Annotated in this window: 25 protein-coding genes; 17 read left to right on the forward strand and 8 right to left on the reverse strand. The window is 73.7% G+C overall.

Translation table 11 applies throughout. From position 1 onward, the window contains the following. Positions 1-87: 87 nt before the first annotated feature. Positions 88-1,245 carry an MFS transporter gene (locus BJ968_RS14375; RefSeq protein WP_179752947.1) on the reverse strand — a complete coding sequence of 386 codons (1,158 nt, stop codon included), beginning with the start codon at positions 1,243-1,245 and terminating at the stop codon, positions 88-90. A gap of 132 nt (positions 1,246-1,377) precedes the next feature. On the opposite strand from BJ968_RS14375, the gene BJ968_RS14380 reads away from it, so the two are divergent. Further along, complete coding sequence (locus BJ968_RS14380; RefSeq protein WP_179752949.1) at positions 1,378-2,034, forward strand: TetR family transcriptional regulator; 657 nt, start codon at positions 1,378-1,380, stop codon at positions 2,032-2,034. 37 nt (positions 2,035-2,071) lie between these two features. Here BJ968_RS14380 and BJ968_RS14385 read toward each other — a convergent pair whose 3' ends face one another. Next, entirely contained in the window at positions 2,072-2,989 is a 918-nt protein-coding gene (locus BJ968_RS14385; RefSeq protein ID WP_179752951.1) for an alpha/beta fold hydrolase, read from the reverse strand. Positions 2,990-3,097: 108 nt separating this feature from the next. Between BJ968_RS14385 and BJ968_RS14390 the strand changes: the two genes are divergently transcribed. Both BJ968_RS14390 and BJ968_RS14395 read left to right on the forward strand, forming a co-directional pair. Next, positions 3,098-3,538, forward strand: coding sequence for a MarR family transcriptional regulator (locus BJ968_RS14390; RefSeq protein WP_218885063.1), 441 nt, complete (start codon positions 3,098-3,100; stop codon positions 3,536-3,538). A gap of 85 nt (positions 3,539-3,623) precedes the next feature. Continuing rightward, on the forward strand, positions 3,624-3,983 hold the full coding sequence (locus BJ968_RS14395) for a hypothetical protein (protein WP_179752954.1): 360 nt from the start codon (positions 3,624-3,626) through the stop codon (positions 3,981-3,983). A 28-nt stretch (positions 3,984-4,011) separates the two neighbouring features. Here BJ968_RS14395 and BJ968_RS26710 read toward each other — a convergent pair whose 3' ends face one another. Then, a complete protein-coding gene (locus BJ968_RS26710; RefSeq protein WP_179752956.1) occupies positions 4,012-5,526 on the reverse strand; it encodes a diguanylate cyclase domain-containing protein in 1,515 nt (504 codons plus the stop codon). An 85-nt stretch (positions 5,527-5,611) separates the two neighbouring features. On the opposite strand from BJ968_RS26710, the gene purS reads away from it, so the two are divergent. The 3 genes from purS to purL are packed head-to-tail and all read left to right on the forward strand — an operon-like array spanning position 5,612 to position 8,864. Continuing rightward, a complete protein-coding gene (gene purS, locus BJ968_RS14405) occupies positions 5,612-5,878 on the forward strand; it encodes a phosphoribosylformylglycinamidine synthase subunit PurS (RefSeq protein ID WP_179752959.1) in 267 nt (88 codons plus the stop codon). Beyond that, complete coding sequence (purQ, locus tag BJ968_RS14410) at positions 5,875-6,552, forward strand: phosphoribosylformylglycinamidine synthase subunit PurQ (RefSeq protein WP_179752961.1); 678 nt, start codon at positions 5,875-5,877, stop codon at positions 6,550-6,552. The genes purS and purQ overlap by 4 nt, the downstream gene beginning before the upstream one ends. After that, positions 6,549-8,864 (forward strand): phosphoribosylformylglycinamidine synthase subunit PurL, encoded by a 2,316-nt coding sequence (purL, locus tag BJ968_RS14415; RefSeq protein ID WP_179752963.1) that lies wholly within the window; start codon positions 6,549-6,551, stop codon positions 8,862-8,864. The genes purQ and purL overlap by 4 nt, the downstream gene beginning before the upstream one ends. A 74-nt stretch (positions 8,865-8,938) precedes the next feature. Here the strand turns inward: purL and BJ968_RS14420 are convergent, their stop codons facing one another. Next, complete coding sequence (locus BJ968_RS14420; RefSeq protein WP_179752965.1) at positions 8,939-9,514, reverse strand: TetR/AcrR family transcriptional regulator; 576 nt, start codon at positions 9,512-9,514, stop codon at positions 8,939-8,941. Positions 9,515-9,599: 85 nt separating this feature from the next. On the opposite strand from BJ968_RS14420, the gene BJ968_RS14425 reads away from it, so the two are divergent. From BJ968_RS14425 to BJ968_RS14435, 3 genes are all read left to right on the forward strand, one after another. Further along, the gene (locus BJ968_RS14425; protein WP_179752968.1) at positions 9,600-10,487 is read left to right on the forward strand and encodes an NAD-dependent epimerase/dehydratase family protein; all 888 of its coding nucleotides are present in this window, start codon (positions 9,600-9,602) and stop codon (positions 10,485-10,487) included. A gap of 84 nt (positions 10,488-10,571) precedes the next feature. Then, positions 10,572-11,273 carry a copper homeostasis protein CutC gene (locus BJ968_RS14430; protein WP_218885064.1) on the forward strand — a complete coding sequence of 234 codons (702 nt, stop codon included), beginning with the start codon at positions 10,572-10,574 and terminating at the stop codon, positions 11,271-11,273. An 8-nt stretch (positions 11,274-11,281) separates the two neighbouring features. Then, entirely contained in the window at positions 11,282-12,163 is an 882-nt protein-coding gene (locus tag BJ968_RS14435) for an aminoglycoside phosphotransferase family protein (protein ID WP_179756733.1), read from the forward strand. Here BJ968_RS14435 and BJ968_RS14440 read toward each other — a convergent pair. Genes BJ968_RS14440 through BJ968_RS14450 form a run of 3 tightly spaced genes read right to left on the reverse strand, consistent with a single transcriptional unit; the run spans position 12,113 to position 14,046 of the window. Then, positions 12,113-12,718 (reverse strand): hypothetical protein, encoded by a 606-nt coding sequence (locus tag BJ968_RS14440; RefSeq protein WP_179752972.1) that lies wholly within the window; start codon positions 12,716-12,718, stop codon positions 12,113-12,115. The two genes, BJ968_RS14435 and BJ968_RS14440, sit on opposite strands and share 51 nt — an antisense overlap. Continuing rightward, positions 12,694-13,524: a hypothetical protein gene (locus tag BJ968_RS14445; RefSeq protein WP_179752974.1), complete on the reverse strand. Its 831-nt coding sequence runs from the start codon at positions 13,522-13,524 to the stop codon at positions 12,694-12,696. Before BJ968_RS14445 ends, BJ968_RS14440 begins: the two co-directional genes overlap by 25 nt. A 33-nt stretch (positions 13,525-13,557) precedes the next feature. Further along, a complete protein-coding gene (locus BJ968_RS14450) occupies positions 13,558-14,046 on the reverse strand; it encodes a heme-degrading domain-containing protein (protein ID WP_179752976.1) in 489 nt (162 codons plus the stop codon). Between the two features lie 245 nt (positions 14,047-14,291). Between BJ968_RS14450 and BJ968_RS14455 the strand changes: the two genes are divergently transcribed. Beyond that, complete coding sequence (locus BJ968_RS14455) at positions 14,292-15,764, forward strand: sugar porter family MFS transporter (RefSeq protein WP_179752977.1); 1,473 nt, start codon at positions 14,292-14,294, stop codon at positions 15,762-15,764. A 10-nt stretch (positions 15,765-15,774) separates the two neighbouring features. Here the strand turns inward: BJ968_RS14455 and BJ968_RS14460 are convergent, their stop codons facing one another. Continuing rightward, positions 15,775-16,515 (reverse strand): UTRA domain-containing protein, encoded by a 741-nt coding sequence (locus tag BJ968_RS14460; protein ID WP_179752979.1) that lies wholly within the window; start codon positions 16,513-16,515, stop codon positions 15,775-15,777. 248 nt (positions 16,516-16,763) lie between these two features. Here BJ968_RS14460 and iolC point away from each other — a divergent pair, with 248 nt between their 5' ends. The 7 genes from iolC to BJ968_RS14495 all read left to right on the forward strand — a co-directional run bounded on the left by iolC (position 16,764) and on the right by BJ968_RS14495 (position 24,499). Next, positions 16,764-17,708, forward strand: coding sequence for a 5-dehydro-2-deoxygluconokinase (gene iolC, locus BJ968_RS14465; protein WP_179756734.1), 945 nt, complete (start codon positions 16,764-16,766; stop codon positions 17,706-17,708). Continuing rightward, the gene (locus tag BJ968_RS14470) at positions 17,701-18,594 is read left to right on the forward strand and encodes a Cgl0159 family (beta/alpha)8-fold protein (protein ID WP_179752981.1); all 894 of its coding nucleotides are present in this window, start codon (positions 17,701-17,703) and stop codon (positions 18,592-18,594) included. Before iolC ends, BJ968_RS14470 begins: the two co-directional genes overlap by 8 nt. A gap of 10 nt (positions 18,595-18,604) precedes the next feature. Further along, on the forward strand, positions 18,605-19,519 hold the full coding sequence (gene iolB / locus BJ968_RS14475) for a 5-deoxy-glucuronate isomerase (RefSeq protein ID WP_179752983.1): 915 nt from the start codon (positions 18,605-18,607) through the stop codon (positions 19,517-19,519). Positions 19,520-19,528: 9 nt separating this feature from the next. After that, positions 19,529-21,472, forward strand: a complete 1,944-nt coding sequence (gene iolD / locus BJ968_RS14480; protein ID WP_179752986.1) for a 3D-(3,5/4)-trihydroxycyclohexane-1,2-dione acylhydrolase (decyclizing) — start codon at positions 19,529-19,531, stop codon at positions 21,470-21,472. 204 nt (positions 21,473-21,676) lie between these two features. Continuing rightward, complete coding sequence (locus BJ968_RS14485) at positions 21,677-22,564, forward strand: TIM barrel protein (protein ID WP_179752988.1); 888 nt, start codon at positions 21,677-21,679, stop codon at positions 22,562-22,564. 37 nt (positions 22,565-22,601) lie between these two features. Beyond that, positions 22,602-23,693, forward strand: coding sequence for an ABC transporter permease (locus BJ968_RS14490; protein WP_179752989.1), 1,092 nt, complete (start codon positions 22,602-22,604; stop codon positions 23,691-23,693). Further along, entirely contained in the window at positions 23,690-24,499 is an 810-nt protein-coding gene (locus tag BJ968_RS14495; RefSeq protein WP_179752991.1) for an ATP-binding cassette domain-containing protein, read from the forward strand. The genes BJ968_RS14490 and BJ968_RS14495 overlap by 4 nt, the downstream gene beginning before the upstream one ends. The last annotated feature ends 15 nt before the right edge of the window (positions 24,500-24,514 follow it).

Raw genomic sequence — 24,514 nt, forward strand, 5'->3', positions numbered from 1 at the left:
GTAACAGCAGCTCACACATCAGGTGAGGAACTCCGGCGTGGGCCGGCAGCGCGCGCGGCGCGCCCCAGCCGCGACGTCGCCCGGCGATCACCGACGTCCCGCGCGTGGGCGGTGAGGCGGCACCACCGCCGCGGACACCAGCACGGCCGAGCAGACCAGGAAGGCCGCGCGGGGGCCGAGGACGGCGCCCAGCCCTCCGGTGAGGAGGGATCCGGCGGCTTGGCCGGCCGTCAACGCGATGAACAGGGTGGCCGTCGCGGCTCCGGCCGAGTGCGGGCGCAGGGCGCCCGCCCACGTGATGAGCACTCCGCTCAGCGCCGTGTAGGAACCCCCGAACACCACGACGGCGATCCCGGCGGCCACCACGTCACCTGCGGCGAGGGCCAGGACGCCGGTGCTGATCGCCGACAGGGCGACGGTCAGCCACCAGGCCCAGCGCATGCCCAGGACCCGCACGGCGTCGCCGCTGAGGGCTCCCAGGACGGCGGTGGCGCCGAGCAGCACCCACAACGTGGCGGTGGTGCGCCCGGGCAGTTGCCCGACGGTGGTGAGCAGGTCGCGCCCGAACGTCCACACCGCGGCGCTGCCCAGACCGGCCAGCGCTGCGGCCAGCACCGGTCGCAGCAACGGCCGCCGGGTGCCGTCCTCGCCGGTGGCCGCTCCGGCCGGTGCGGCAGCGGGGTCCTGGCCGGGGTCGTGGTCGTCGCCCGGTCGCGGGGGCCAGGTGGTGCGCCGGTCGACCACGGCGGCGGTGAGGAGCGCGGCGACGGCCGCCGCGATCCAGACCGGGCGCCAGGTCTGGGGGCCGAACAACGCCACCACCCCGGCGGCGGCCACGCCGATCCCGGTGCCGGCGTTGACGACCGCCTGCCGGCGGGCGACCAGTTCCCGGGGGGTGGTGGTGGAGACCGCGGCCACCAGCGCCGGTGAGGCCGCCCCGGCCGCGCTCCCGGCGACGAGGATCCCCAGGGCCAGGACGGGTGCGGTCCAGGCGAGGGAGACGACGACCGCTCCGGCGGCGGCCAGGGCCGCGGCCAGCCACAGCGCTCGCCGCCCGCCGCGCCGCTCGATGACCCGGCGGGCGAGCAACGCGGTGACGCAGTAGGCGGCGAAGCTGCCGGAGGCGATCAGCCCGGAGGTGCCGGGGGTGAGGGAGAACTCCGCGGCGAGCTGGGTCAGCTGCAGCCCGAACCCGAAGCGGGCCACCCCGTAGGTCACGGCGATGAGCCCGGCCCCGGCGACCACGAGGCTGCGCGCCGCCCGGCGCTGCGGCGGCGCCGAGGGGGCGTGGGGGCGGGATCGTGCCGGCGAACGGCGAGGGGAGCGGCTCGCGGGCTGAGGCGGTCGATTCACCATAACGATCGTTACACTAGGCCCGTGACGGGGAGTTCGGCGAGGGCTGGGTCGAGGGGATCCACCGGTCCGGGGTCGCCGCGGGCGCGGCTGCTCGACGCGGCGGAGGAGTTGTTCTACGAGCGGGGCATCGCCGCTACCGGCGTCGACGCCGTCCTGCGCCGCGCCCGAGTGGCACCGGCCACGCTGTACGCGCACTTCGGCGGCAAGGACGGACTGGTGGCCGCCTACCTGGAACGACGTCACCAGCGGTGGCGGCAGACGTGGGACGCGGCCTTCGAGCGCGCAGGGCAGGACCCCGTCGCGCGGGCCCTGTCGGTCTTCGACGCCCTCGACGCCCTCCAGGACGTGCTGGACACCACGCGCGGTTGCGCCTTCCTCGGCGCAGCGGTCGAGGTCGTCGACCCCGGCCACCCGGCGCGCGCGTGGTTCGACGCCGACACCGAACTGCTCGCCACCAGGTTGCGCCGGTCCGCTCTCGAGGCGGGCGCGGACGACCCGGAGGCGCTGGCCGCTGAGCTGCTGCTCGTGTACGACGGTGTCCTGGCCGCCCGGGCCCGGCGCGCCACCACGCCGGACCGGGCCTTCGCGGCCGCCACGTCCACGTCCGCTGCGCACGCCCTCGCCACCAGCGCGATCACGCGCCACCTGCCGGAGCGCGCCGACCGGGCACCGGACTGATCCCCGCGGGTCGGAGAGGTGCCCGGGGCGGCGTCGGTCATCGGGCTGCGTCGACGGCCGCGGTGAAACGGAGCACCGCCTCGGCCAGGGCCTGAGGTGCCTCGAGGGCGACGTGGTGGCCGGCGTGATCGATGACGGTCGAGGTGACGGGGCCGCGGGCGACCGCGGACATCGTCTCAGCCGTGAACGGGGCGCTCATCGCGTCGACCGCCAGGACCGGTGGTTCCAGGGGCGTGGCCGTGAGCAGGGAGCGCAGGTCGTCGCCTTCCCGCAGCGCCGAGGAGTACAGGCCCCGGGCGCCGGCCCACGCGTCGGGTCGGGTGTACGTGCGGGTGAACTCCTCGAGGTCGGCGTCGGTGACGGCGCCGGCCACGGTGGTCATGTGCGGGAACCACAGGTCGGCGAGGAACGCCCGTTCGCGGCCGGTGAGGATGAACTCGGCGATGCCGGGAGCAGCCAGAGCGCCGAGGTGCCAGGAGCCGCCGTGGGTGACGTCGGCCAAGGCTTCCAGTCCGAAGCCGGGCAGGGCCATCTCCACCGCGGTCAGGCTCAGCACCTCCTCGGGGTGGGTGGCGACCAAGCGGGTCACGGCTGCGCCGGCGAGGTCTTGGCCCAGCAGGTGCACCGGCCCCAGCCCCAGGTGGCCGATGAGCTGGTGCAGGTCGTCGGCGGCCGTCGAACTGCTGTGTTCGGCTGCGGCCGGGGCTGAGTCGCCGAAGCCGCGCAGGTCCACGGCGATGACCCGGTGCCGGGTCGCGAGCAGCGGCAAGAGCGCGTGGAAAGCCCACCAGGTCTCGGGGAAACCGTGCACCAGCAGGATCGGTGATCCGGTGGTGCCGGCGGTGACGTGGTGCAGCGTGGTGTCGTCGATCGCCACGTGGTGGTGCTCCACGCCGGGGATCGTGGCTGCGGTGGGGGACGGGTCGGGGGACGAGGTGGGTGAGGTGGTGGCCATGACTTCCTCCTCGAGGAGCCGCCGTCACGCTGATGCGCAACGTGGTTGTCAGTCTCGGTGTGGGCAACCTGGTTGTCAATCATGGGATCGACTGCCACGCTGAGCGGCGTGGACACCTCGCGTGGCGCCCAGCTGGCCCTCCTGCTGCTCGACGGGTTCGAGTCGCTGACGAGGCAGGTCATCGACGAGTTGGCCGAACGAGGGCATCCCGCTGTCACGGCGACCCACGAGTTCGCGCTGCGCGCGATCGACCAGGGGGCCGACGACGCCGCAGCACTCGGACGTGCGCTCGGGGTTTCACGACAGGCCGCCGCCAAGACGATCGAGGCCCTGGAGAGCCTGGGCTACCTCCGGCGACTGGCCGATCCGAGTGACGCCCGGCGCAAGCGGCTCGTGGTCACCGACCGCGGCTACGAGATGTCCCGCCTGGGGGGCGCCGCCTACGACGCCCTGCGGGAACGGTGGGCGGCTTCGATCGGGTGGGCGCGGCTCGAAGGCGTGGAGGCGGCGCTGCACGACCTGGCCGGCCGCGACACGTTCCCGACGTGACCGGGCACGTCATCGAAACGGCGCCCCGACCGCGACGTTCCCCGAACCGGCCCGCACCGGGTGGGCCGGGGGCAGGATCGGCGGCGTGGACGGGACGTTCGACCTGGAGCCGGTGCGCGCCTTCGTCAGCCGGCAGGCTCGCCGGGCGCGCGCCGTCCGCTCCTCGGCCGCTGAAGACGTGCCCGGACTGCGCGGCGTGCGTTCGCAGCACCTCGAGGACGGCTGGGTGCACCTGATCTTCGACGGGTGGGACCCCGCCGCTGCCGCCGCGGTCGCCGACCGCGTCCTGGAGCCGGACGCCGCGACGTTCCTCGTGCTGGGACGGGTGAGCGTCTTCGACGGCTTCGCGCCGGTCGAGGAGGGAGGGGCGGGAGTCGCGGCGGTGGTGCGCTCGGACCCGCCGCCGCAGCTCGGGGAGTCGCTGGAGGAGGCGCGCCGGGTCTGACGCGCTGCGCACCGGTGCGGTGGCCCGCTCAGGAGTCGGCGGCCAGCACGTGCGCGTCGCCGCCGGCGCGCTTGGCGACGTACATCGCCGCGTCGGCGCGCGAGAGCAGGGCGTCGGCGTCGTCGCCCGGCTCGGACGCCGTGATGCCGACGCTGGCGCTGATGGTTGCCGGTCCGGCGGCCAGCAGGAACGGCTCGCGCAGCCGGTCGACGAGCGCCACGGCGACGTCGTCGGCGACGCCGGGGAACAGGTCGGGCAGCACGATCGCGAACTCGTCGCCGCCCAGCCGCGCGGGGAACGCCCCGGCGCCGCAGGTCTCGCGCAGGCGGCGCGCGGTCTCGGTGAGCAGCTCGTCCCCGGCGGCGTGGCCGAGGGTGTCGTTGACGGCCTTGAAGCCGTCGAGGTCGACGAAGAGGACCGCGATGGCCGCGTCGGCGCGCACCGCCGTCTCCAGCTGCGCCGTGAAGGCGCGCCGGTTGGGCAGGCCCGTGAGGGGGTCGACGAGGGCCATCCGCCGCGTCTCGGCCGTCATCCGCACCCGCAGGAACGCCGCCGAGGCCAGCGAGGCGAGGGAGACGAGGGCGACCTCGTCGAACTGCCGGGCCTGCTGGTTGGTGCCGACGGGGGCCACCAGCCAGCGCTTGGTGCCGTGGTCGTCGTCGACCTCGCAGCCGGTCTCGCCCGGGCCCGGCGGGCTGGCGCGGACCTCCAGGCGGTTGCCGGAGAGCAGGGCCGTGCCGTGGCTCTCGACGACGCGGACGAGCTCGTCGAGGTCGGTGGCGGCGTGGACGTGGACGGCGGCCTCGAACAGCTCGCGCTGCTGGCGGCGGCTCTGGTGGGCCCGGCGCCAGGCCCAGGCCGCCACGACGACGGCCATGCCGGGCACGACGGTGAGGTAGGCGACCCACGTGGGCATGGCGATGTTCACGGCGGCGGCCAGGTAGCCCAGGACGGCGACGAGCACGAACAGGGCCCCGCCGATCGCCGAGCCGGGCTCGGCGAGCTCGCGCCACACGGACTTGCGGCGCTCGACGGCGATGGAGACGGCCGACAGCACCGTGTCGGCCAGGTAGTAGGTCGCGGCCCCGGCCAGGACGGAGAGCAGCTTGGCGGGGCTGACGGGCTCCTGGACCCCCGCGCCGGTCACCACGAGCGTGGCCAGCAGGGACGACAGCATCGAGGAGCCCGCGTTGAAGACGCGGCTCTGCCAGGAGCGGCGGTCGACCAGGTAGGCCGGGAGCGCGGCGAGGGTCCACGCCAGCAGGGCCAGCGGCGGCTCGTAGCCGGTCAGCAGGAAGAAGAGCAGCACCGGCGCGAACGGGACGTAGATGCCCGAGGCCATGCCCGTCACCATGAGCGGGAAGCGGGTCAGGACCACCGCGACCGGCACGGTCACGGCCAGCGCCGTCAGCAGACCGGTGTCCGCGCCCTCCGCGCGCCACCACAGGCCCGCGCCGACGAGGACGACGAGGCCCAGCGCGAACACGGCACCGTCCAGCAGTGCCGAGGCGCCCGGACGGCGCCGGGTTCGGTCAGTCCCCACGTCCCCCCATCGGCAGGGACGGGCGCCCCCTTGAGCGGCGGTAACCTGGGGGTCGCCGATCCCCCTCCCCGAAGGAGCGCCGCGCATGGGCCGCGTCGTCATCGACGTCATGCCGAAACCCGAGATCCTCGACCCGCAGGGGAAGGCCGTCGTCGGCGCCCTGCCGCGGCTGGGCTTCGACGTCTTCACCTCCGTCCGCCAGGGCAAGCGCTTCGAGCTGGAGGTCGAGGGGGACGTCACCCCCGAAGTCCTGGCGCAGGCGCGCCGGGCGGCCGAGACGCTGCTGTCCAACCCGGTCATCGAGGACGTCGTGAGCGTCCGCGAGGCCGACACCGCCGAGGTCCAGGCGTGAAGGTCGGCGTCGTCACCTTCCCCGGCTCCCTCGACGACGGCGACGCCCGCCGCGCCGTGACCCTCGCCGGCGGCGAGGCCGTGGCGCTGTGGCACGCCGACGCCGACCTGCGCGGCGTCGACGCGGTCGTGCTGCCCGGCGGCTTCTCCTACGGCGACTACCTGCGCTGCGGGGCCATCGCCCGGTTCGCCCCGGTCATGACCGAGGTCGTGCGCGCCGCCGAGGGCGGGATGCCCGTGCTGGGCATCTGCAACGGCTTCCAGGTGCTGTGCGAGTCGCACCTGCTGCCCGGTGCGCTGGTCCGCAACGACCACCAGAAGTTCCTCTGCAAGGACCAGCGGCTGCGCGTGGAGTCCACGGCCACCGCCTGGACCGCCGACTTCACCGCCGGGCAGGAGATCACGATCCCGCTGAAGAACGGCGAGGGCGGGTTCGTCGCCGACGAGGCGACCCTGGACCGCCTGGAGGGGGAGGGCCGCGTGGTCTTCCGCTACCTGGGCGGCAACCCGAACGGCTCGCTGCGCGACATCGCGGGCATCAGCAACGAGCGCGGCAACGTGGTGGGCCTCATGCCGCACCCCGAGCACGCCGTCGAGGAGCTCTTCGGTCCCGGGCTGGACGGCCTCGGCCTGTTCACGTCGGTGCTGAAGGCCGGACTGGGGGCGATCGCGTGAGCACGCGCACGAGGACGCTGGACACCGTCGACGAGGCGGCGGCGACCCCGGACCGCCCGCAGCCGTGGTCCGAGCTCGGCCTGAAGGCCGACGAGTACGAGCGGATCCGCGAGATCCTCGAGCGCCGCCCCACGGGCGCGGAGCTGGCCATGTACTCGGTCATGTGGAGCGAGCACTGCTCCTACAAGAGCTCCAAGGTCCACCTGCGCACCTTCGGCGACCACGTCACCGAGGACATGAAGAAGCACCTCATGGTGGGCATCGGGGAGAACGCCGGTGTCGTCGACATCGGCCAGGGCTGGGCCGTGACCTTCAAGGTCGAGTCCCACAACCACCCCAGCTACATCGAGCCCTACCAGGGCGCGGCCACCGGCGTCGGCGGGATCATCCGCGACATCATGGCGATGGGTGCCCGCCCGATCGCGGTCATGGACTCGCTGCGGTTCGGCGCGATCGACCACCCCGACACCGCCCGCGTGGTGCCCGGCGTCGTCTCCGGCGTCGGCGGGTACGGCAACTGCATCGGCCTGCCGAACATCGGCGGGGAGGTCGTGTTCGACCCGACGTACCAGGGCAACCCGCTCGTCAACGCGCTGTGCGTCGGCGCGATGAAGCACGAGGACCTGCACCTGGCCAACGCCCGCGGCGTCGGCAACCTCGTCGTGCTGTTCGGCGCCCGCACCGGCGGCGACGGCATCGGCGGCGTGTCCGTCCTGGCCAGCGAGACCTTCGACGCGACGGGCCCGTCCAAGCGCCCGGCCGTCCAGGTCGGGGACCCGTTCCAGGAGAAGGTGCTCATCGAGTGCTGCCTGGAGCTGTTCCACGCCGGTCTCGTCGAGGGCATCCAGGACCTCGGCGGCGCGGGGCTGTCCTGCGCCACCAGTGAACTGGCCTCCGCCGGCGACGGCGGGATGCTCATCCACCTCGACCGCGTCCCGCTGCGCGACCCCTCGCTCTCGCCCGAGGAGATCCTCATGAGCGAGTCGCAGGAACGCATGATGGCCGTCGTCACCCCGGCGAACATCGAGGCGTTCCTCGCGGTGACCGCGAAGTGGGACGTCGAGGCCGCCGTGCTCGGTGAGGTCACCGACGGCGACCACCTCGTGGTGCAGTGGCACGGCGAGACCGTCGTCGACGTGCCGCCGCGCACCGTCGCCCACGACGGCCCCGTCTACGAGCGGCCCTACGAGCGCCCCGCCTCCCAGGACGCGCTGCAGGCGGACACCCCCGACCGCCTGCCTCGCCCGTCCACGGACGAGGAGCTGCGCGCGACCCTGCTGCGCATGGCGGGTTCGCCGAACCTGTCCTCCCGCGCCTGGGTCACCGACCAGTACGACCGGTACGTCCTGGGCGGGACGGCGCTCGCGACCCCCGACGACGCCGGCGTGGTCCGCGTCGACGAGGAGACCAACCTCGGGGTGGCGCTGTCGCTGGACGGCAACGGGCGGTTCGCCCGCCTGGACCCGCGCACCGGTGCGGCCCTGGCGCTGGCCGAGGCGTACCGCAACGTCGCCGCGGCCGGGGCGAAGCCGCTGGCCGTCTCGGACTGCCTGAACTTCGGCTCGCCCGAGGACCCGGGCGTCATGTGGCAGTTCGCCGAGGCCGTGCAGGGGCTGGCGCTGGCCTGCGAGGAGCTGGGCGTCCCGGTCACGGGCGGCAACGTGTCGCTGTACAACCAGACCGGTGACGAGGGGCTGGACTCGGCGATCCTGCCGACGCCCGTCATCGGCGTGCTCGGCGTCCTGGACGACGTCCGCCGCCGCACCCCCTCGGGGTGGCGGGAGCCGGGCCGGAACGTCTACCTGCTGGGCACGACCCGCGACGAGCTGGGCGGGTCGGAGTGGGCGTGGGCCGAGCACGGTCACCTCGGTGGCCTGCCGCCGGCGCTGGACCTGGCGCACGAGAAGCTGCTGGCCGACGTGCTGGTGCAGTGCTCGCGCGACGGTCTGGTCGACGCCGCGCACGACCTGTCCGACGGCGGCCTCGCGCAGGCCCTCGTGGAGTCGGTGCTGCGCTACGGCGTGGGCGTGCGGGTCTGGCTGGACGAGCTGCTCGAACGCGACGGCGTCGACGCCTTCACGGCCCTGTTCTCCGAGTCGGCCGGCCGGGCGATCGTCGCCGTGCCGCGCGAGGAGGAGGTCCGGTTCACCGACATGTGCACCGCGCGCGGTCTGGCGCACCTGCGCATCGGCGTGACCGACGCGGGCGCTGACGGCGGGTCCGGCTCGCTCGACGTGCAGGGCCGGTTCTCCGTGCCGGTCGCCGAGCTGCGCGAGGCGCACACCGCGACGCTGCCGAAGCACTTCGGCTGACGAGGGTCACGAGGGGCCGGTCCGTCCGCGGACCGGCCCCTCCGTCGTCCCCGGGCCCGGGAGCACTCCGGTGATCAAGCACGGGCGGGCGGGGCGAGGGTGGCCCGCAGCTCGGCGAAGGTCTCGTGCAGGACCTCCGGCATGGCGCGCTCCTCGCCCTCGCGCACCCAGGTCTCGAACGCCACCTGGAACACCGTGGTCGTGGAGTGCGCGAGCAGGCTCGCGGCCGGTTCGCCGACGCCCCGTCCCCGCAGCGCCGCGGCGACGGCCTGGGCGAGGGTCGCCATCTTCAGCTGCTCGCGCTCGGCGAGGGCGGGGTGGGCCTCGACGACGGCCGCCCGTTGTCGCGCCCAGGGCCGGCGCTCGGCGGGGAAGAACCCGGCGGAGGCCTCCAGGGCGTCGGCGGCCAGCTGCACGGGGTCGGTGGCGGGGGAGTTCTCCACGGCGTCGGTGAACATCGCCAGGAGGCGGTCGCTGCCGGCGAAGAGGGCCTCGCGCTTGTCGGCGAAGTGGCGGAAGAAGGTGCGGTCGGTGACGCCGGCGCGCTCGGCGATCTGGGACACCGTCGTCTGGTCGTAGCCCTGCTCGGCGAACAGCTCCAGGGCTGCTGCCTGCAGCCGCTCGCCGGATCCGGGTGCCCATCGCGCCATGGCTCACATCCTAGGTGATGACAGAACCTGACATCGTGGTCTACCGTGATGTCACATCCCGACATCACATCTCAGGAGGTTTACCGTGCGCGTCTTCATCACCGGTGCGTCCGGCTGGATCGGCTCCCACACCGTCGACGAGTTCCTCGCCGCCGGTCACGAGGTCCTCGGCCTCGCCCGCTCCGACGCCTCCGCCGCCCGGCTCGAGGCCCGCGGCGCGAAGGCCCTGCGCGGCGACCTCGACGACCTCGACTCGCTGCGCGAGGGCGCCCGTTCCACCGACGGCACCGTCCACCTCGCCAACAAGCACGACTTCGTCAACCCCGCCGTCTCCAACGCGGCCGAACGCGCCGCGGTGCAGACCCTCGGCGACGAGCTCGAGGGGTCCGGCCGTCCGTTCCTCGTGGCCAGCGGGCTCGGGGGCATCGTCGAGGGCCGCCCCGTCACCGAGGACGACGTCAACCCCTCGGTGGGACCGGACTCCTTCCGCGGCGGGTCCGAGCGCCTCGCCCTCGACTACGCCGACCGCGGCGTGCGGGCCGTCGCGGCCCGCTTCGCCCCCACCGTGCACGGCACCGGCGACCACGGGTTCGTCGCCTCGCTCGTCGCGGCCGCCCGCGCCGCGGGACGTTCCGGCTACGTCGGGGACGGGTCGAACCGGTGGTCGGCCGTGCACGTCACCGACGCCGCCCGCGCCGTCCGGCTCGCCGTCGAGGGCGCCCCCGCCGGGACCCGGCTGCACGTCGTGGCCGAGGAGGGCGTCCCCACCCGGGAGATCGCCACCGCGATCGGCGAAGGGCTGGGCCTGCCCGTCGGGTCCGTCGACCCCGACCGCGCGACGGAGGACATCGGCTGGATCGGGTTCTTCTTCGGGCTCGACCTCGCCGCCAGCAGCGCCGCGACGCAGGCGCTGCTGGACTGGCACCCGGCCGGCCCGACCCTGGCCGACGACCTGCCCGGCTACCTGGCCTGACCCCGCCCCGCGGGGCCCGGCGGACGCGGGTGCCGCGCGGCGGGCGGGGTGGAAGCGGTCGCCGATCCACGACAGGGTGGGGCCGTGCTGACCGTCGAGATCGCCGTCACCGACGTCGCGGGGGTCCGCGTCGCGCGGGCCGCCGGGGCGCACCGCCTCGAACTGTGCTCGGGGCTCGAGGTCGGCGGCCTGACCCCCTCCGTCGGGCTCGTCGAACGCGCCGTCGAGGCGGCCGGCCCGGTGGGCGTGCACGTCCTCCTGCGGCCGCGGCCGGGGGACTTCGTGCACGACGCCGACGAGTTCGCCGTCGTCCTGCGCGACGCCTGGGCCTGCCTGGACGCCGGGGCCGCGGGCCTCGTCGTGGGCCCGCTGCTGCCCGACGGCCGGTTCGACGTCGACGCCCTGCACCGGCTGCGGGAACTGGCCGGCGACGCCGAGCTCACCGCGCACCGCGCTTTCGACGTCCACCCCGGCGTCGAGGAGAACGTCGCCACCCTGCTGGCCACCGGGGTCGACCGCGTCCTGACCTCCGGTGGGGCGGACTCGGCCCACGACGGCACCGACCGCATCGCGCGCGCGGTCGCGGCCGTCGACGGCCGGATCACCGTCGTGGCCGGCGGGGGCGTGCGCCCGAACCGCATCGGCGAGCTCGTCGCGGCCACGGGCGTCACCGACGTCCACCTGTCCGCGCGCCGGCTCACCTACGAGGACACCGGGTTCGGGGCCCGCTACGAGGTCGACGCCGCGCTCGTCGACGCAGCCCTGACCGCGGCGGCGGCCGCGTGAGCGCGCGCCTGCACGCCGACCAGGTGGACGTCGACGCCGCGCTCGTCCGCGACCTCGTCGCGGCCCAGTTCCCGCGCTGGGCGGACCTGCCCGTCACCGACCTGCCCTCGGCGGCCACGGTCAACGCCGTGTTCCGGCTGGGGGAGGAGCTCGTGGTCCGGCTGCCGCTGCGCGCCGAGGCCGCCCGGCAGGTCCCCGCCGAGCACGCGGCGGCCCGGGAACTGCTGGGGCGCACCCGCTTCCCGACCCCGCAGGTCGTCGCCGCCGGGGAACCGGGGGCCGGGTACCCGTTCGCGTGGACGGTCGCGCGCTGGATCGCTGGGACCCCCGCCGACGAGGTCGACACGACGGCGCTGGACGGGCTGGCCCTCGACGTGGCCGAGTTCGTCCGCGGCGTGCGGGACCTGCCGCTGCACGACCGCCGGTTCAGCGGGACCGGCCGCGGCGGGGACCTGCACGCGCACGACGCGTGGGTGGGCGAGTGCCTGGACCGCAGCGCCGGCCTGCTCGACGTCGGCGCGCTGCGCGCGCTGTGGGCCCGCTACCGGGTGCTGCCGCACGTCTCGGCCGACGTCGTCACCCACGGCGACCTCGTCCCCGGCAACCTGCTGGTCGCCGACGGACGCCTCGCGGGGGTGCTCGACGTCGGCGGCCTCGGGCCGGCCGACCCGGCGCTGGACCTCATCGCCGGGTGGCACCTGTTCGACGGCCCGGCGCGCGAGCGGTTCCGGACCGCCTGCGCCGTGGAGGACCTGGACTGGGTCCGCGGGCAGGCGTGGGCGTTCCAGCAGTCGGTGGGACTGGTGCAGTACTACGAGCGCACGAACCCGCGGATGAGCTCACTGGGTCGCCGGACGCTGGAGCGCGTCCTGGCCGACCCCCTCGTCTGAGCGGCCCGGCCACCGGTACCCGCTCCACCACGCGGCGACGCCGCTGACGGCCGCGGCCAGCAGCAGCTGCCCGGCGGTGGGGCCCCACTCGGTGAAGGTCAGCCGCTGCCCGCCCCACGCCCGCCGGGCCGTCTCCTCGGCCGCGGTGAGGTCGGACAGCAGGTAGGCGCACGTCGCGGCCGCCGAGACCAGCGCCCAGGCCAGCCCGCCGGCCCCGAGGGCGAACACGGCGCCCCGGGCCGCGGGGACGCGGACCCAGCGGGGCACCCCGCCGGCGACCGCGACGGCCAGGGCCAGGGTGGCGAGCGCCGTCACCGTCGACGTCCAGCCGGGTTCGTCGAGCCGCAGGACGGCGGCCCAGCGGTCCCCGGGTTCCAGCGGGTCCGAGGCCGCCGAGGACCAGCTGCGGACCAGGTCGTCGTCCTGGTAGGTGGTCACGGCGAGGGCCGCGGAGACGAGCGCCGGCAGCGCCGCGGCGACCAGGGCGCACCAGAACACCCACGACCAGCGCGTCCCGGTGCCCGGCCCCGTCACGTCGTCGGCCGGCGGTACCACGCGTACTCCTCCTCCGAAGGGGTCGGGAACCCGGCCGGGACGGGGTCGGGCGCGGGGTCGGTTCCGGGCTCGGGGGCGGGCGCGGAGCCGGGTGCCCGGACCGTCCCCTCGTCCTGCGCGTCGTCCCCCGCCCCGGGCTCCGCGGGGCCGGCTGCGGGGACGGTGTCGGGCGCGGGGTCGGGCGCGGGGTCGGGCGCGGTGTCGGGCGCGGGGTCGGGCGCAGGGTCGGGGGCCGGTGCGGGGGCGGCCGGTCCCAGCAGGACGACGGCGGCGAGGACGCCGAGCACGACGACGACGGCGTTCGCCGCCAGCGGCGCCCACCGGTCCACGAGCGGCGACTGGCTGCCGTAGTAGCCGGTCTCCTCCGGCGGCCGGTCCTGCGCGAGCAGCAGCACGACGGACGCGGCCCCGGTGGACAGCGCGCTGACGACCGCGCCCCCCACGGCCGTCCACCGCACGCCCCGGGTCAGCGGCCACCGGCCCCGGCCGGCGAGGTGCGCGAACGCGAGGGCCGTGACGACGGCCGCGGCGCCGAGGAAGGCGCGGTCGAAGCGCAGCGCGAACGCCAGGACGGACCACCGCTGCCAGAACGTCACGTCCGGCGGGGGAGCGGGGACCTGGTTGCCGTACTGGTCCACCTCGTAGTTCGAGAAGTACCGGACGTCGAGGGAGCCCGTCAGGACGCTCGCCGCGGCGAGGTCCGTGACGAGCGGGCCCAGCAGCGCCGCGAGGGCCAGGACCCACAGCCCCCACCGCAGGTGGCGGGGGGCCGGTGGGGCGGCCCGCTCGCTCTGCTCCTCGTCCACGCGCCCGAATCTAGGGGCTGCCCGGGCGGTGCGTCAGGCCTGCGCGAGGAACTCCGCGAGGACCTCGACGACGAGGGCGTGGTCGTCCTCCTGCGGGAGCCCGGACACCGCGACCGCGCCGACGACGCCCACGCCCCGCACCCGCAGCGGGAAGGCGCCGCCGTGCGCGGCGTAGGCCCGCGGGTCCAGCCGGGACTGGGTGTCGAAGTCCCCGCCGTTGACCCGCCACTGGGTCCCGACGAAGTAGGACGAGCGGTTGAACCGGTCGACGACGTCCATCTTGCGCTGGGCCCAGGCGTCGTGGTCGGCGGCCGAGCCGGGCAGCGCGGCGTGGAAGAGGCGCTGGCCGTTGCGGCGGATGGCGATGGCGACGGGCAGGTCGCGGCTGCGGGCGCGCTCGACGAGCAGCCGGCCCAGCCGCCAGGCGTCGTCGTCGTCGAAGCGGTCCAGGACGAGGCGGTCCTCGTCGGCGGCGAGCCGGGCCAGCAGGTCGGTGTCGTGGGTGTCGTCGGTGGCGCTCACGGGGCTCCTCGGGGCGGGGTCGGTGGGACGGGCCGATCCTGCCCTGCCGCCGGGGCCAGGGGTTCCCGGGTGTCCCGGAGCCGGGTGACGGAGGTGTTGCTGAGGTAGCTTTGTCTTGACATTCTGACCAGCTCACGCCTACCGTCCCTGGTGTCGCCACCGCCGGTGCCCGCGGTGGCCGCCTCCCCGGCCCGCGCGGACGACGGCCCGGGAGCGAGTGCGCGGGCCAGGACGAAGGAGTTCTCTTGTCGACCACCCCGGGACAGCCGCACCCCGTCGGCGGCGGTGTGCAGACCGCCCTGCCCCCCTTGACCGGCGGCCCCCACCGCAAGCGGCTCGGGACCGTCGCCCTCGTCGCGACGTTCGGGGGTCTGCTCTTCGGGTACGACACCAGCGTCATCAACGGCGCGCTGGAACCCATGGTCGTCGAACTGGGCCTGACGGCCTTCACCGAGGGCGTCGTCACCAGTTCCCTGCTCTTCGGCGCGGCCGTCGGCGCCGTCAGCGGCGGCCGGCTGTCCGACGCGTGGGGCCGCCGCAAGGCCATCCTGCTGATGTCGGCGTTCTTCTTCTTCGGCGCCCTGGTCTGCGTCTTCTCCCCGAACTTCGAGGTCATGGTCGTCGGGCGCGTCCTGCTCGGCCTGGCCGTCGGGGCCGCCTCCACCGTCGTGCCCGTCTACCTCGCCGAACTCGCCCCGTACGAGATCCGCGGGTCCCTCTCGGGGCGCAACGAGATGATGATCGTCGTCGGCCAGCTCGCCGCGTTCGTCGTCAACGCCGTCGTCGGCAACGTCTGGGGCGAGTACGGCGGCGTGTGGCGGATCATGCTCGCGTTCGTGACGCTGCCCGCCGTCGCGCTGTTCGCCGGGATGCTGCGCGTCCCGGAGTCGCCGCGCTGGCTCATCGACCACGGCCACTTCGACGAGGCCGTCGAGGTCCTGCGGCAGGTGCGCCCGCACGACCGCGCCGAGGCCGAGGCCCGCCAGATCGCCGGCCTCACCCACGAGGAGTCCAAGCGCGAGGACCTCGACTGGCGCAGCGTCCTGTCCAACCGCTGGCTGCGCCGGATCCTGCTCGTCGGCATCGGCCTGGGGGTGGCCCAGCAGCTCACCGGCATCAACTCGATCATGTACTACGGCCAGGCGATCCTGAAGGAGGCCGGGTTCGACGACGGCACGGCCCTCGTCGTCAACATCGCCCCCGGGGTCATCGCCGTCGTCGGCGCGTTCATCGCCCTGCGCATGATGGACAGCTTCAGCCGCCGCAAGACGTTCATCGTCGGGTTCACCCTCACGACCGTCTGCCACCTGCTCATCGGCATCGGCTCGCTCCTGCTGCCCGTCGGCAACCCGTTGCGGCCGTGGGTGATCCTCTTCCTCGTCGTGGCCTTCGTGGGGTCGATGCAGACGTTCCTCAACGTCGCCGTCTGGGTCACCCTCTCGGAGATCTTCCCGTTGAGGATGCGCGCCTTCGGCATGGGCACCTCGGTGTTCGTCCTGTGGCTGACCAACGCCCTGCTCGGGCTGTACTTCCCCACGCTGGTGTCCGCGGTCGGCATCACCGGCTGCTTCTTCGGCTTCGCCGTCATCAACCTCCTGGCGCTGGTGTTCGTCCGCACGCAGGTCCCCGAGACCCGCGGCCGCACGCTGGAGGAGCTGGAGGAGGCCGTCACCACGGGCCGGGTCTTCGACCGCGAGGTGCGCGACTCCACCGCCTGAGCGACCGCGCTCAGCGGTCGACGAGCGTGACCTCGAACGCGTAGCGGCTGGCGCGGTAGACGTGCCGGCCGAACTCGACCACGCGACCGGAGTCGTCGTGCGTCGTGCGCTCCATCGTCAGCAGCGGCGACCCGCGGCGCTCGTCGAGCAGCGAGCACTCCTCCCCGCTGCCCCGGCGGGCGCCGATGCGCTGCCGCGCGACGCGCATCCCCACGCCGCGGCTGCGCAGCAGCTGGTACATGCCCCGCTCGGTGAGGGCCTCGACGGTGAGGTCGGTGTACGGGGCCGGCAGCCAGTTCTCCAGCACCGCCAGCGGCTCCCCGCCCGACAGGCGCAGCCGCCGCAGGTGCAGCACGGGGGTGCCCGGGCTGACCGCGAGCGAACCCGCCACGTCGTCGTCGGCGCCGTCCATCTCGTGCAGCAGCACCTGCGTGGTCGGCTGCTGGCCGGACTGGGCCAGGTCGTCGTGCAGGCTCGTCAGCTCCACCGGTCGCGTGACCTGCCCGTGGACGACCTGCGTGCCCACGCCGCGCTTGCGCACCAGCAGGCCCTTGTCCACGAGCGACTGGATGGCGCGGCGCATGGTGGGCCGGGACAGGCCGAGCTGGTCGGCCAGGTGGATCTCGTTGTCCAGGCGCGATCCGGGCGGCAGCTTGCCGCCCTCGATGGCCTGCTCGATCTGCCGTGCCACCTGGAAGTACAGGGGGACCGGACTCGTCCGGTCGAGGTCGACGAACAGATCGCTAGCCACTGGTGCTCCCGTGATCGAGGGGCGGCCGGGCCACGTCGCCGCCGCCTTCCGCCCATGGTAACGGTCCCGAGGTCCGTACGTCAGGAGGTGCGTTTGTCCTGACAAAGCTTGACAGGACAGCCCGACACGGAGCACCCTCGACCGTGTCACCGCGCCGCTGCGGCCCGGGACGGCACGAGACAACCGGACGGGGAGGACCCTTCGTGAGCGATGGCGTGAGCAGCCCGGGCGCGCTGGACGTCGTGACCATGGGCAGGGTCGGCGTCGACATCTACCCGCTGCAGGACGACGTCGGCCTGGAGGACGTCGAGACGTTCGGGAAGTACCTCGGCGGCAGCGCGACGAACGTCGCGGTGGCCGCCGCGCGGCACGGCCGCTCGACGGCCGTCGTCACCCGCACCGGCCACGACGCCTTCGGGACCTTCGTCCACAAGGCGCTGGTGGGGTTCGGGGTGTCCGACCGGTTCGTCAGCGCCGTGGACGGCCTGAACACCCCGCTGGCCTTCTGCGAGATCTACCCGCCGGACAACTTCCCGCTGCTGTTCTACCGGCAGCCCACCGCCCCGGACCTGCAGATCGCGGCCGAGGACCTCGACCTGGACGCGATCCGCGACGCGGGCGTGTTCTGGGCGACGGTCACGGGCTTGTCGGAGGAACCGAGCCGGGGCGCGCACTTCGCGGCGTGGGAGGCCCGGGCCCGCCGGCCCTTCACCGTCCTCGACCTCGACTACCGCGAGATGTTCTGGGCCTCCCCGGAACTGGCGACCGAGCAGGTCCGCCGGGCCCTGCCGCACGTCACCGTCGCGGTCGGCAACAAGGAGGAGTGCGAGGTCGCGGTCGGGGAGACCGAACCCCACCGGGCCGCGCAGGCCCTCCTGGACGCCGGGGTCGAGATCGCCGTCGTCAAGCAGGGGCCGCGCGGCGTCCTCGGGGCGACCCGCGCCGCCGACGGCACGACGGAGTTCGTCGAGGTCCCCCCGACGCCCGTCGCGGTCGTCAACGGCCTGGGCGCCGGGGACGGCTTCGGCGGCGCCCTGTGCCACGGGCTGCTGTCGGGCTGGGACCTCGAACGGGTCCTGCGCTTCGCCAACGCCGCCGGCGCGATCGTGGCCACCCGCCGCGAGTGCTCCACCGCCATGCCGTACACCGCCGAGGTGGAGGCCCTGCTCGAGGAGGTCGCGTCCCGTGCCTGACACCACGACGACGTTCGCGAAGGACTACGCCGAGGTCGCCGAGATCCGCGCCCGCCACCCCGAGCGCATCGCCGAGCTGTCCCGGGCCCGCCGTCGCCGGCCGCTGCTGGGCGACGACGGCCGGCTCATGGTCATCGCCGCCGACCACCCCGCCCGCGGGGCCAACGGCGTCGGTGCGAACCCCATGGCGATGGCCGACCGCACCGAACTGCTGGACCGGCTGCGGGTGGCGCTGGCCGTCCCCGGCGTCGACGGGCTGCTCGGCTCGACCGACATCATCGAGGACCTGACGCTGCTGGGGGCCCTGGAGGGCAAGGTCGTCTTCGGGTCGATGAACCGCGGGGGGTTGCAGGGCGCCACGTTCGAGCTCGACGACCGCTTCACCGGGTACGACGCGCAGGCCATCGAGGACATGAACCTCGACGGCGGCAAGTTCCTCACCCGCATCGCGCTCGACGACGCCGGCACCCTGCCGACCCTGACGGCCTCGGCCGACGCCATCAGCGAACTGGCCGCCCGCCGGCTCGTCGCGATGATCGAGCCGTTCTGGTCCTCGACGAGGAACGGCAAGGTCGTCCACGACCTGAGCGCCGACGGCGTCATCAAGTCCATCAACGTCGCGCAGGCCCTGGGCCGCACGACGGCCTACACGTGGCTGAAGATTCCCGTGGTCGACGACATGGAACGGGTCATGGAGTCCACGACGTTCCCGACCCTGCTGCTCGGCGGGGACCCGGCGACCTCCCCCGAGGAGACGTTCGCGACCTGGCGCAAGGCCCTGGCCCTGCCCTCGGTGCGCGGTCTGACGGTGGGGCGAACCCTGCTGTACCCGCCGGACGGCGACGTCGCGTCGGCCGTGAAGACCGCCGTCTCGCTCGTGCGCTGAGGGGTTCACCGTGACCGACCCGAACCTGTACCTGCCCGCCGGGTCCGCCGCGGCGGACGGCTTCGACCTGGTCGTCACGCCGGCGTCCGCGGGCTGGGGCTACTCCGGCCTGCGGGTCCTCACGCTGGCCCCGGGCGCTTCCCGCACCTTCCCCTCGGGGGAGGACGAGCTGATCGTCCTGCCGCTGTCGGGGTCGGGTTCGGTCACGGTCGAGGGGGAGACCCTCGAACTCGTCGGCCGCGCCTCGGTGTTCGACGGCGTGAGCGACTTCGCGTACGTCGGCCGCGACAGCGAGCTGACGGTCCACAGTGCCGCAGGCGGCGTGTTCTCGTTCCCGGGCGCACGGGCGACGCGCCGCCTGCCCTTCCGCTACGGCCCGGCCTCCGGCGTCCCCGTCGAACTGCGCGGGGCCGGTCAGGCCAGCCGGCAGGTCAACAACTTCGCCACCCCGGCGGTGTTCGAGACCGACAAGCTCATCGCCTGCGAGGTCCTCACCCCCGGCGGGAACTGGTCGTCCTACCCGCCGCACCGCCACGACCGCACCAGCGAGCACGAGAGCGAGCTGGAGGAGATCTACTACTACTCCTTCCGCGCCCTGGCCCCCGCGGGGGTCCCCACCGTCCCCGGCGGTCTGGGCCTGCAGCAGGCCTACGGCGACGACGAGCGCCCGCTGGAGGTCCTGGAGGAGGTGCACGACGGTGACGTCGTGCTCCTGCCGCACGGCTGGCACGGCCCCTCGATCGCCTCCCCGGCCTACGACATGTACTACCTGAACGTCATGGCCGGGCCCGAGGACGAGCGGGCCTGGAAGATCTGCGACGATCCCGCCCACGGCTGGGTGCGATCGACCTGGCAGGGGCAGGGCGTCGACGCCCGCCTGCCGTTCTACTCCGCCCCCGACACCGACGTCCGCGCCGAGAACTGAGAGAGACCGATGAGCGCAGTCCCCCCGAACCCGGCCGTGCAGACGGTGCGGCTGACGGTCTCCCAGGCCGTCGTGCGTTTCCTGCAGGCGCAGTTCACCGAACGCGACGGTGTGCGTCAGCAGTTCTTCGGCGGCGTGCTCGGCATCTTCGGGCACGGGAACGTGGCCGGTGTCGGCCAGGCGCTGCTCGAGGCGGAACTCCACGCAGGGGAGGGCGGATCCGGCGACGGGTGGGTCCCGCCCGCGCAGGTCCGCTACGTGACGGGCCGCAACGAGCAGTCGATGGTCCACACGGCCGTCGGGTACGCCCGCCAGCAGGACCGGCTGCAGACCCTCGCCGTCACGGCGTCGGTCGGCCCGGGCTCGACGAACATGCTGACGGGCGCGGCCCTGGCGACGATCAACCGCATCCCGGTCCTGCTGCTGCCCAGCGACGTCTTCGCGACCCGCGTCGCCTCGCCGGTGCTGCAGGAGCTGGAGCAGCCCCACGGCTACGACGTGTCGGTCAACGACGCGTTCCGCCCGCTGTCGAAGTTCTTCGACCGCGTGTGGCGCCCCGAGCAGCTCGCCTCGGCCCTGCTGGGCGCGATGCGGGTGCTGACGGACCCGGCCGAGACCGGCGCGGCGACCGTCTGCCTGCCCGAGGACCTGCAGGCCGAGGCGTGGGACTTCCCCGTCGACCTGTTCAAGGAGCGCACCTGGCGTATCGCGCGCCCGGTGCCCGAGCAGGTCGCGGTCGAGGAGGCCGCCGCGGTCATCCGCTCGGCGAAGGCCCCGCTGGTCGTCGCCGGCGGCGGTGTCGTGTACTCCCGCGCCACCGAGGCGCTGAAGGCGTTCGTCGAGGCGACCGGCATCCCCGTGGGGCAGTCGCAGGCCGGCAAGGGCGCGATCCGCTACGACCACCCGCTGTCGCTGGGCGCCATCGGGTCCACGGGCACCACCGCGGCCAACGAGATCGCGGCCGAGGCCGACGTCGTCATCGGCATCGGCACGCGCTACTCCGACTTCACGACGGGTTCGCGGACCGCGTTCCAGAACCCCGGCGTGCGGTTCGTCAACGTCAACGTCGCCGCGATCGACGCGGTCAAGCACGCCGGGGTCCCGGTGCAGGGCGACGCCCGCACGACCCTGGAACTCCTGACGAGCGCCCTGGAGGGGTTCTCGACGCCCGACGCCTACCGCGAGCGGGCCGCGCGGCTGAACCGCGAGTGGGACGCCGTGGTCGAGGAGTTCTACCACTCCGGCATCGGGGAGGAGACCGGGCTGCTCGCGCAGGCCGAGGTCATCGGCGCGGTCGACGAGGTGGCCGGGGACCGCGACGTCGTGGTGTGCGCCGCGGGCTCGCTGCCCGGTGACCTGCACTGCATGTGGCGCAGCCGCGACCCGAAGCAGTACCACGTCGAGTACGGCTACTCCTGCATGGGGTACGAGATCCCCGGCGGCATCGGGGTGGCCCTGGCCGCACCGGACCGCGACGTGTTCATCACGGTCGGGGACGGCTCGTACCTGATGTCCCCGACCGAGCTGGTGACCGCGGTGCAGGAGAACGTCAAGGTCATCGTGGTGATCCTGCAGAACCACGGGTTCGCCTCCATCGGGGCCCTGTCCGAGCAGCACGGCTCGCAGCGCTACGGCACCAGGTACCGCAAGCGCTCGGAGTCCGGTCGCCTCGACGGCGACAAGCTGCCCGTGGACCTCGCCGCGAACGCCGAGAGCATGGGGGTCCGCACCCTGCGCCCGGCGAACCGCAAGGAGCTCGTGGCGGCCCTGCAGGACGCCAAGGCGTCCTCGGAGTCGACCGTCGTGCACGTGGAGACCGACCTGTACTCCCAGGCCCCCGACGGCGGCGGCTGGTGGGACGTCCCGGTCTCGGAGGTCTCGCACCTGGAGTCCACCCGCACCGCCCGCGCCTGGTACGAGGGCAAGAAGGCCACGCAGCGCCCGCTCGTCTGACCCCGCGCGGCACGGCCTCCCCGGAGAACGCTTACCGGGGAGGCCCCGCCGCGCCCTGCGCCTCCCGCGCGCGCTGACGGGTCTGGGAGGTGAGTATGTAACGACAATCGCTTGACAGCCTGCGCGTGTTCGCGCGACAGTTCCCTGCAGCCGCACTCCCCGCCGGGGAACCTGCGGCTCACGACGACGTGGAGGAAGTTCCCCATGGCTCGGTCCATCACCATCGGCACCGCTCCCGACTCCTGGGGCGTCTGGTTCGCCGACGACGAGCTCCAGACCCCCGCGCACCGCTTCCTCGACGAGGTCGTCGAAGCCGGCTACGAGTGGATCGAGCTCGGCCCCTACGGCTACCTGCCCACCGACCCCGCCGAGCTGTCCGACGAGCTGGAGGCGCGCCACCTGAAGGTGTCGGCCGGCACGATCTTCGCGGCCCTGCACCGCCCCGACCACTACGCCGAGGCGTGGGCGCAGGTCGAGCAGGTCGCCAAGCTCACCCAGGCCGTGGGCGGCACCCACCTCGTCGTCATCCCCGGCCAGTGGCGCAGCGACAAGACCGGTGAGCAGATCGAGCCGCGCGAGCTCGACGACGAGTCCTGGGCGCGGCTGGCCGCGGGCATGGACCGCCTGGGCCGCGACGTCAAGAACGGCTACGGCCTGCAGGTGGCGGTCCACTCGCACGCCGACACCCACATCGACACCCAGGACCAGGTCGAGCGGTTCCTGTCGATGACCGACGGCGACCCGGTCAAGCTGTGCCTGGACACCGGTCACGTCTCCTACTCCGGCGGCGACAGCCTCGCCCTCATCCGCGACTTCCCCGACCGCATCGCCTACGTCCACCTCAAGCAGGTCGACCCGGCGGTCGTGGCGAAGGTCAAGGAGCAGGACCTGCCGTTCGGCGAGGCCGTCAAGCTGGGGGCCATGGTCGAACCGCCGCAAGGGATCCCGGCCATGCCGCCGATCCTGGAGGCGCTGGAGGGCCTGGGGCGCGACGTCTTCGCGATCGTCGAGCAGGACCTCTACCCGGTCGCCTTCGACAAGCCCCTGCCGATCGCGACCCGCACCCGCACCTACCTCGACTCCTGCCGCTGACGCGCCGACCGGCCCGCCACCAGAGAGGATCGGATCGATGGAGATTCGCACAGACGCTGGAGGAGACGTGTCCGCGCCCTTGACGCCCACGACCCACGCGGGAGGCGCGGCCACCTCGGCCGACGACCGCGTCCGGACGCGGCCGCTGTTGTCGGTCGTCCTGTCGCGGCCCGAGATCGGGTCGCTCATCGGGGCGGTCGCCCTGTTCGTGCTGTTCCTGGTGGTCGCACCGACGCTGCGCTCGGGCGCGGCGCTGCTCACCGTGCTGTACTCCTCCTCGACCATCGGCATCATGGCCGTCTCGGTCGCGCTGCTGATGATCGGGGGGGAGTTCGACCTGTCGGCCGGGGTCGCGGTGACCACGGCGTCGCTGACGGCCTCGATGGTCGCCTACCAGCTGCACCTGAACGTGTGGGTGGGCGTGCTGGTGGCGCTGGTGCTGGCGCTGGCGGTGGGGTTGTTCAACGGCTGGCTGCTGGTGCGGACGGGCCTGCCGTCCTTCATCATCACCCTGGGGTCCTTCTTCATGCTCACGGGCCTGAACCTGGGCGTCACCAAGGTCGTCACCGGCGGGGTGTCGTCGCCGACGATCAGCGACATGGACGGGTTCGCCTCGGCGAAGGCGTTCTTCGACTACACGCTGCCGATCGGCAACGGCCTGCGGATCCCGATCCTGTTCTGGGTCGCGCTGGTGGCCGTCGCGACGTGGATCCTGCTGCGGACCCGGGTCGGCAACTGGGTCTTCGCCTCCGGCGGTGACCCGGCGGCGGCCCGCGCGGTCGGCGTCCCGGTCAAGGCCACGAAGATCGGCCTGTTCATGGCCGTCGGGTTCACGGCCTGGCTGCTGGGCATGCACAACCTCTTCGCCTACTCCAACGCCCAGTCCGGCAACGGCGTCGGCAACGAGCTGTACTACATCATCGCCGCGGTCGTGGGCGGCTGCCTCATGACCGGCGGGTACGGCTCGGCGATCGGCGCGGCCATCGGTGCGCTGATCTACGGCGTCGTCACCAACGGCATCGTCTACGCCGGCTGGCAGGCGGACTGGAACCGGCTGTTCCTGGGCGCGATGCTCGTCGTCGCCACCATCGTCAACCTCGTCGTGAAGAACCAGGCGGCCAAGCGGTGAACACCTCCCCGAACACCGAGATCCTGTCCCTGCGGGACGTCGGCAAGCGCTACGGCAACGTGCACGCCCTGCGCGGGGTGTCGCTGTCGGTCAGGCAGGGCGAGATCACCTGCGTGCTGGGCGACAACGGGGCCGGCAAGTCGACGCTCATCAAGATCATCGCCGGGCTGCACGCCCACACCGAGGGCACCGTGACGGTCAACGGCGAGGAGGTCACCTTCACCTCCCCGCGCGAGGCCCTGGACCGGGGGATCGCCACGGTCTACCAGGACCTGGCGCTCGTGCCGCTCATGTCGATCTGGCGCAACTTCTTCCTGGGCCAGGAGGTGCGCACGGGCTGGGGCCCGTTCGCCCGCCTCGACGTGAAGCACATGGTGCGCACCACCGGCGAGGAGCTGACGAAGATGGGCATCTCGGTGCCCGACCTCGACCGGCCCGTCGGTGCCCTCTCCGGCGGCCAGCGGCAGTGCATCGCCATCGCCCGGGCGATCTACTTCGGGGCCAAGGTCCTCATCCTCGACGAGCCGACCGCGGCCCTGGGGGTCAAGCAGTCCGGCGTGGTGCTGAAGTACGTGGCGAAGGCCCGCGACGCGGGGCTGGGCGTCATCTTCATCACCCACAACCCCCACCACGCCTACCTGGTGGGCAACCACTTCGTGATCCTCAACCGGGGCAACGTGTCCCTGGACTCCTCCCGGGCCGACATCACCCTGGACCGCCTCACCAACGAGATGGCCGGCGGTGCGGAGCTCGAGGCGCTCAGCCACGAGCTGTCCGCCGTCACCGCCGCGACCGACGCCAACTGAGAACTGGAGCGACGA

The sequence above is a fragment of the Kineococcus aurantiacus genome (assembly GCF_013409345.1).
GTDB lineage: Bacteria > Actinomycetota > Actinomycetes > Actinomycetales > Kineococcaceae > Kineococcus > Kineococcus aurantiacus.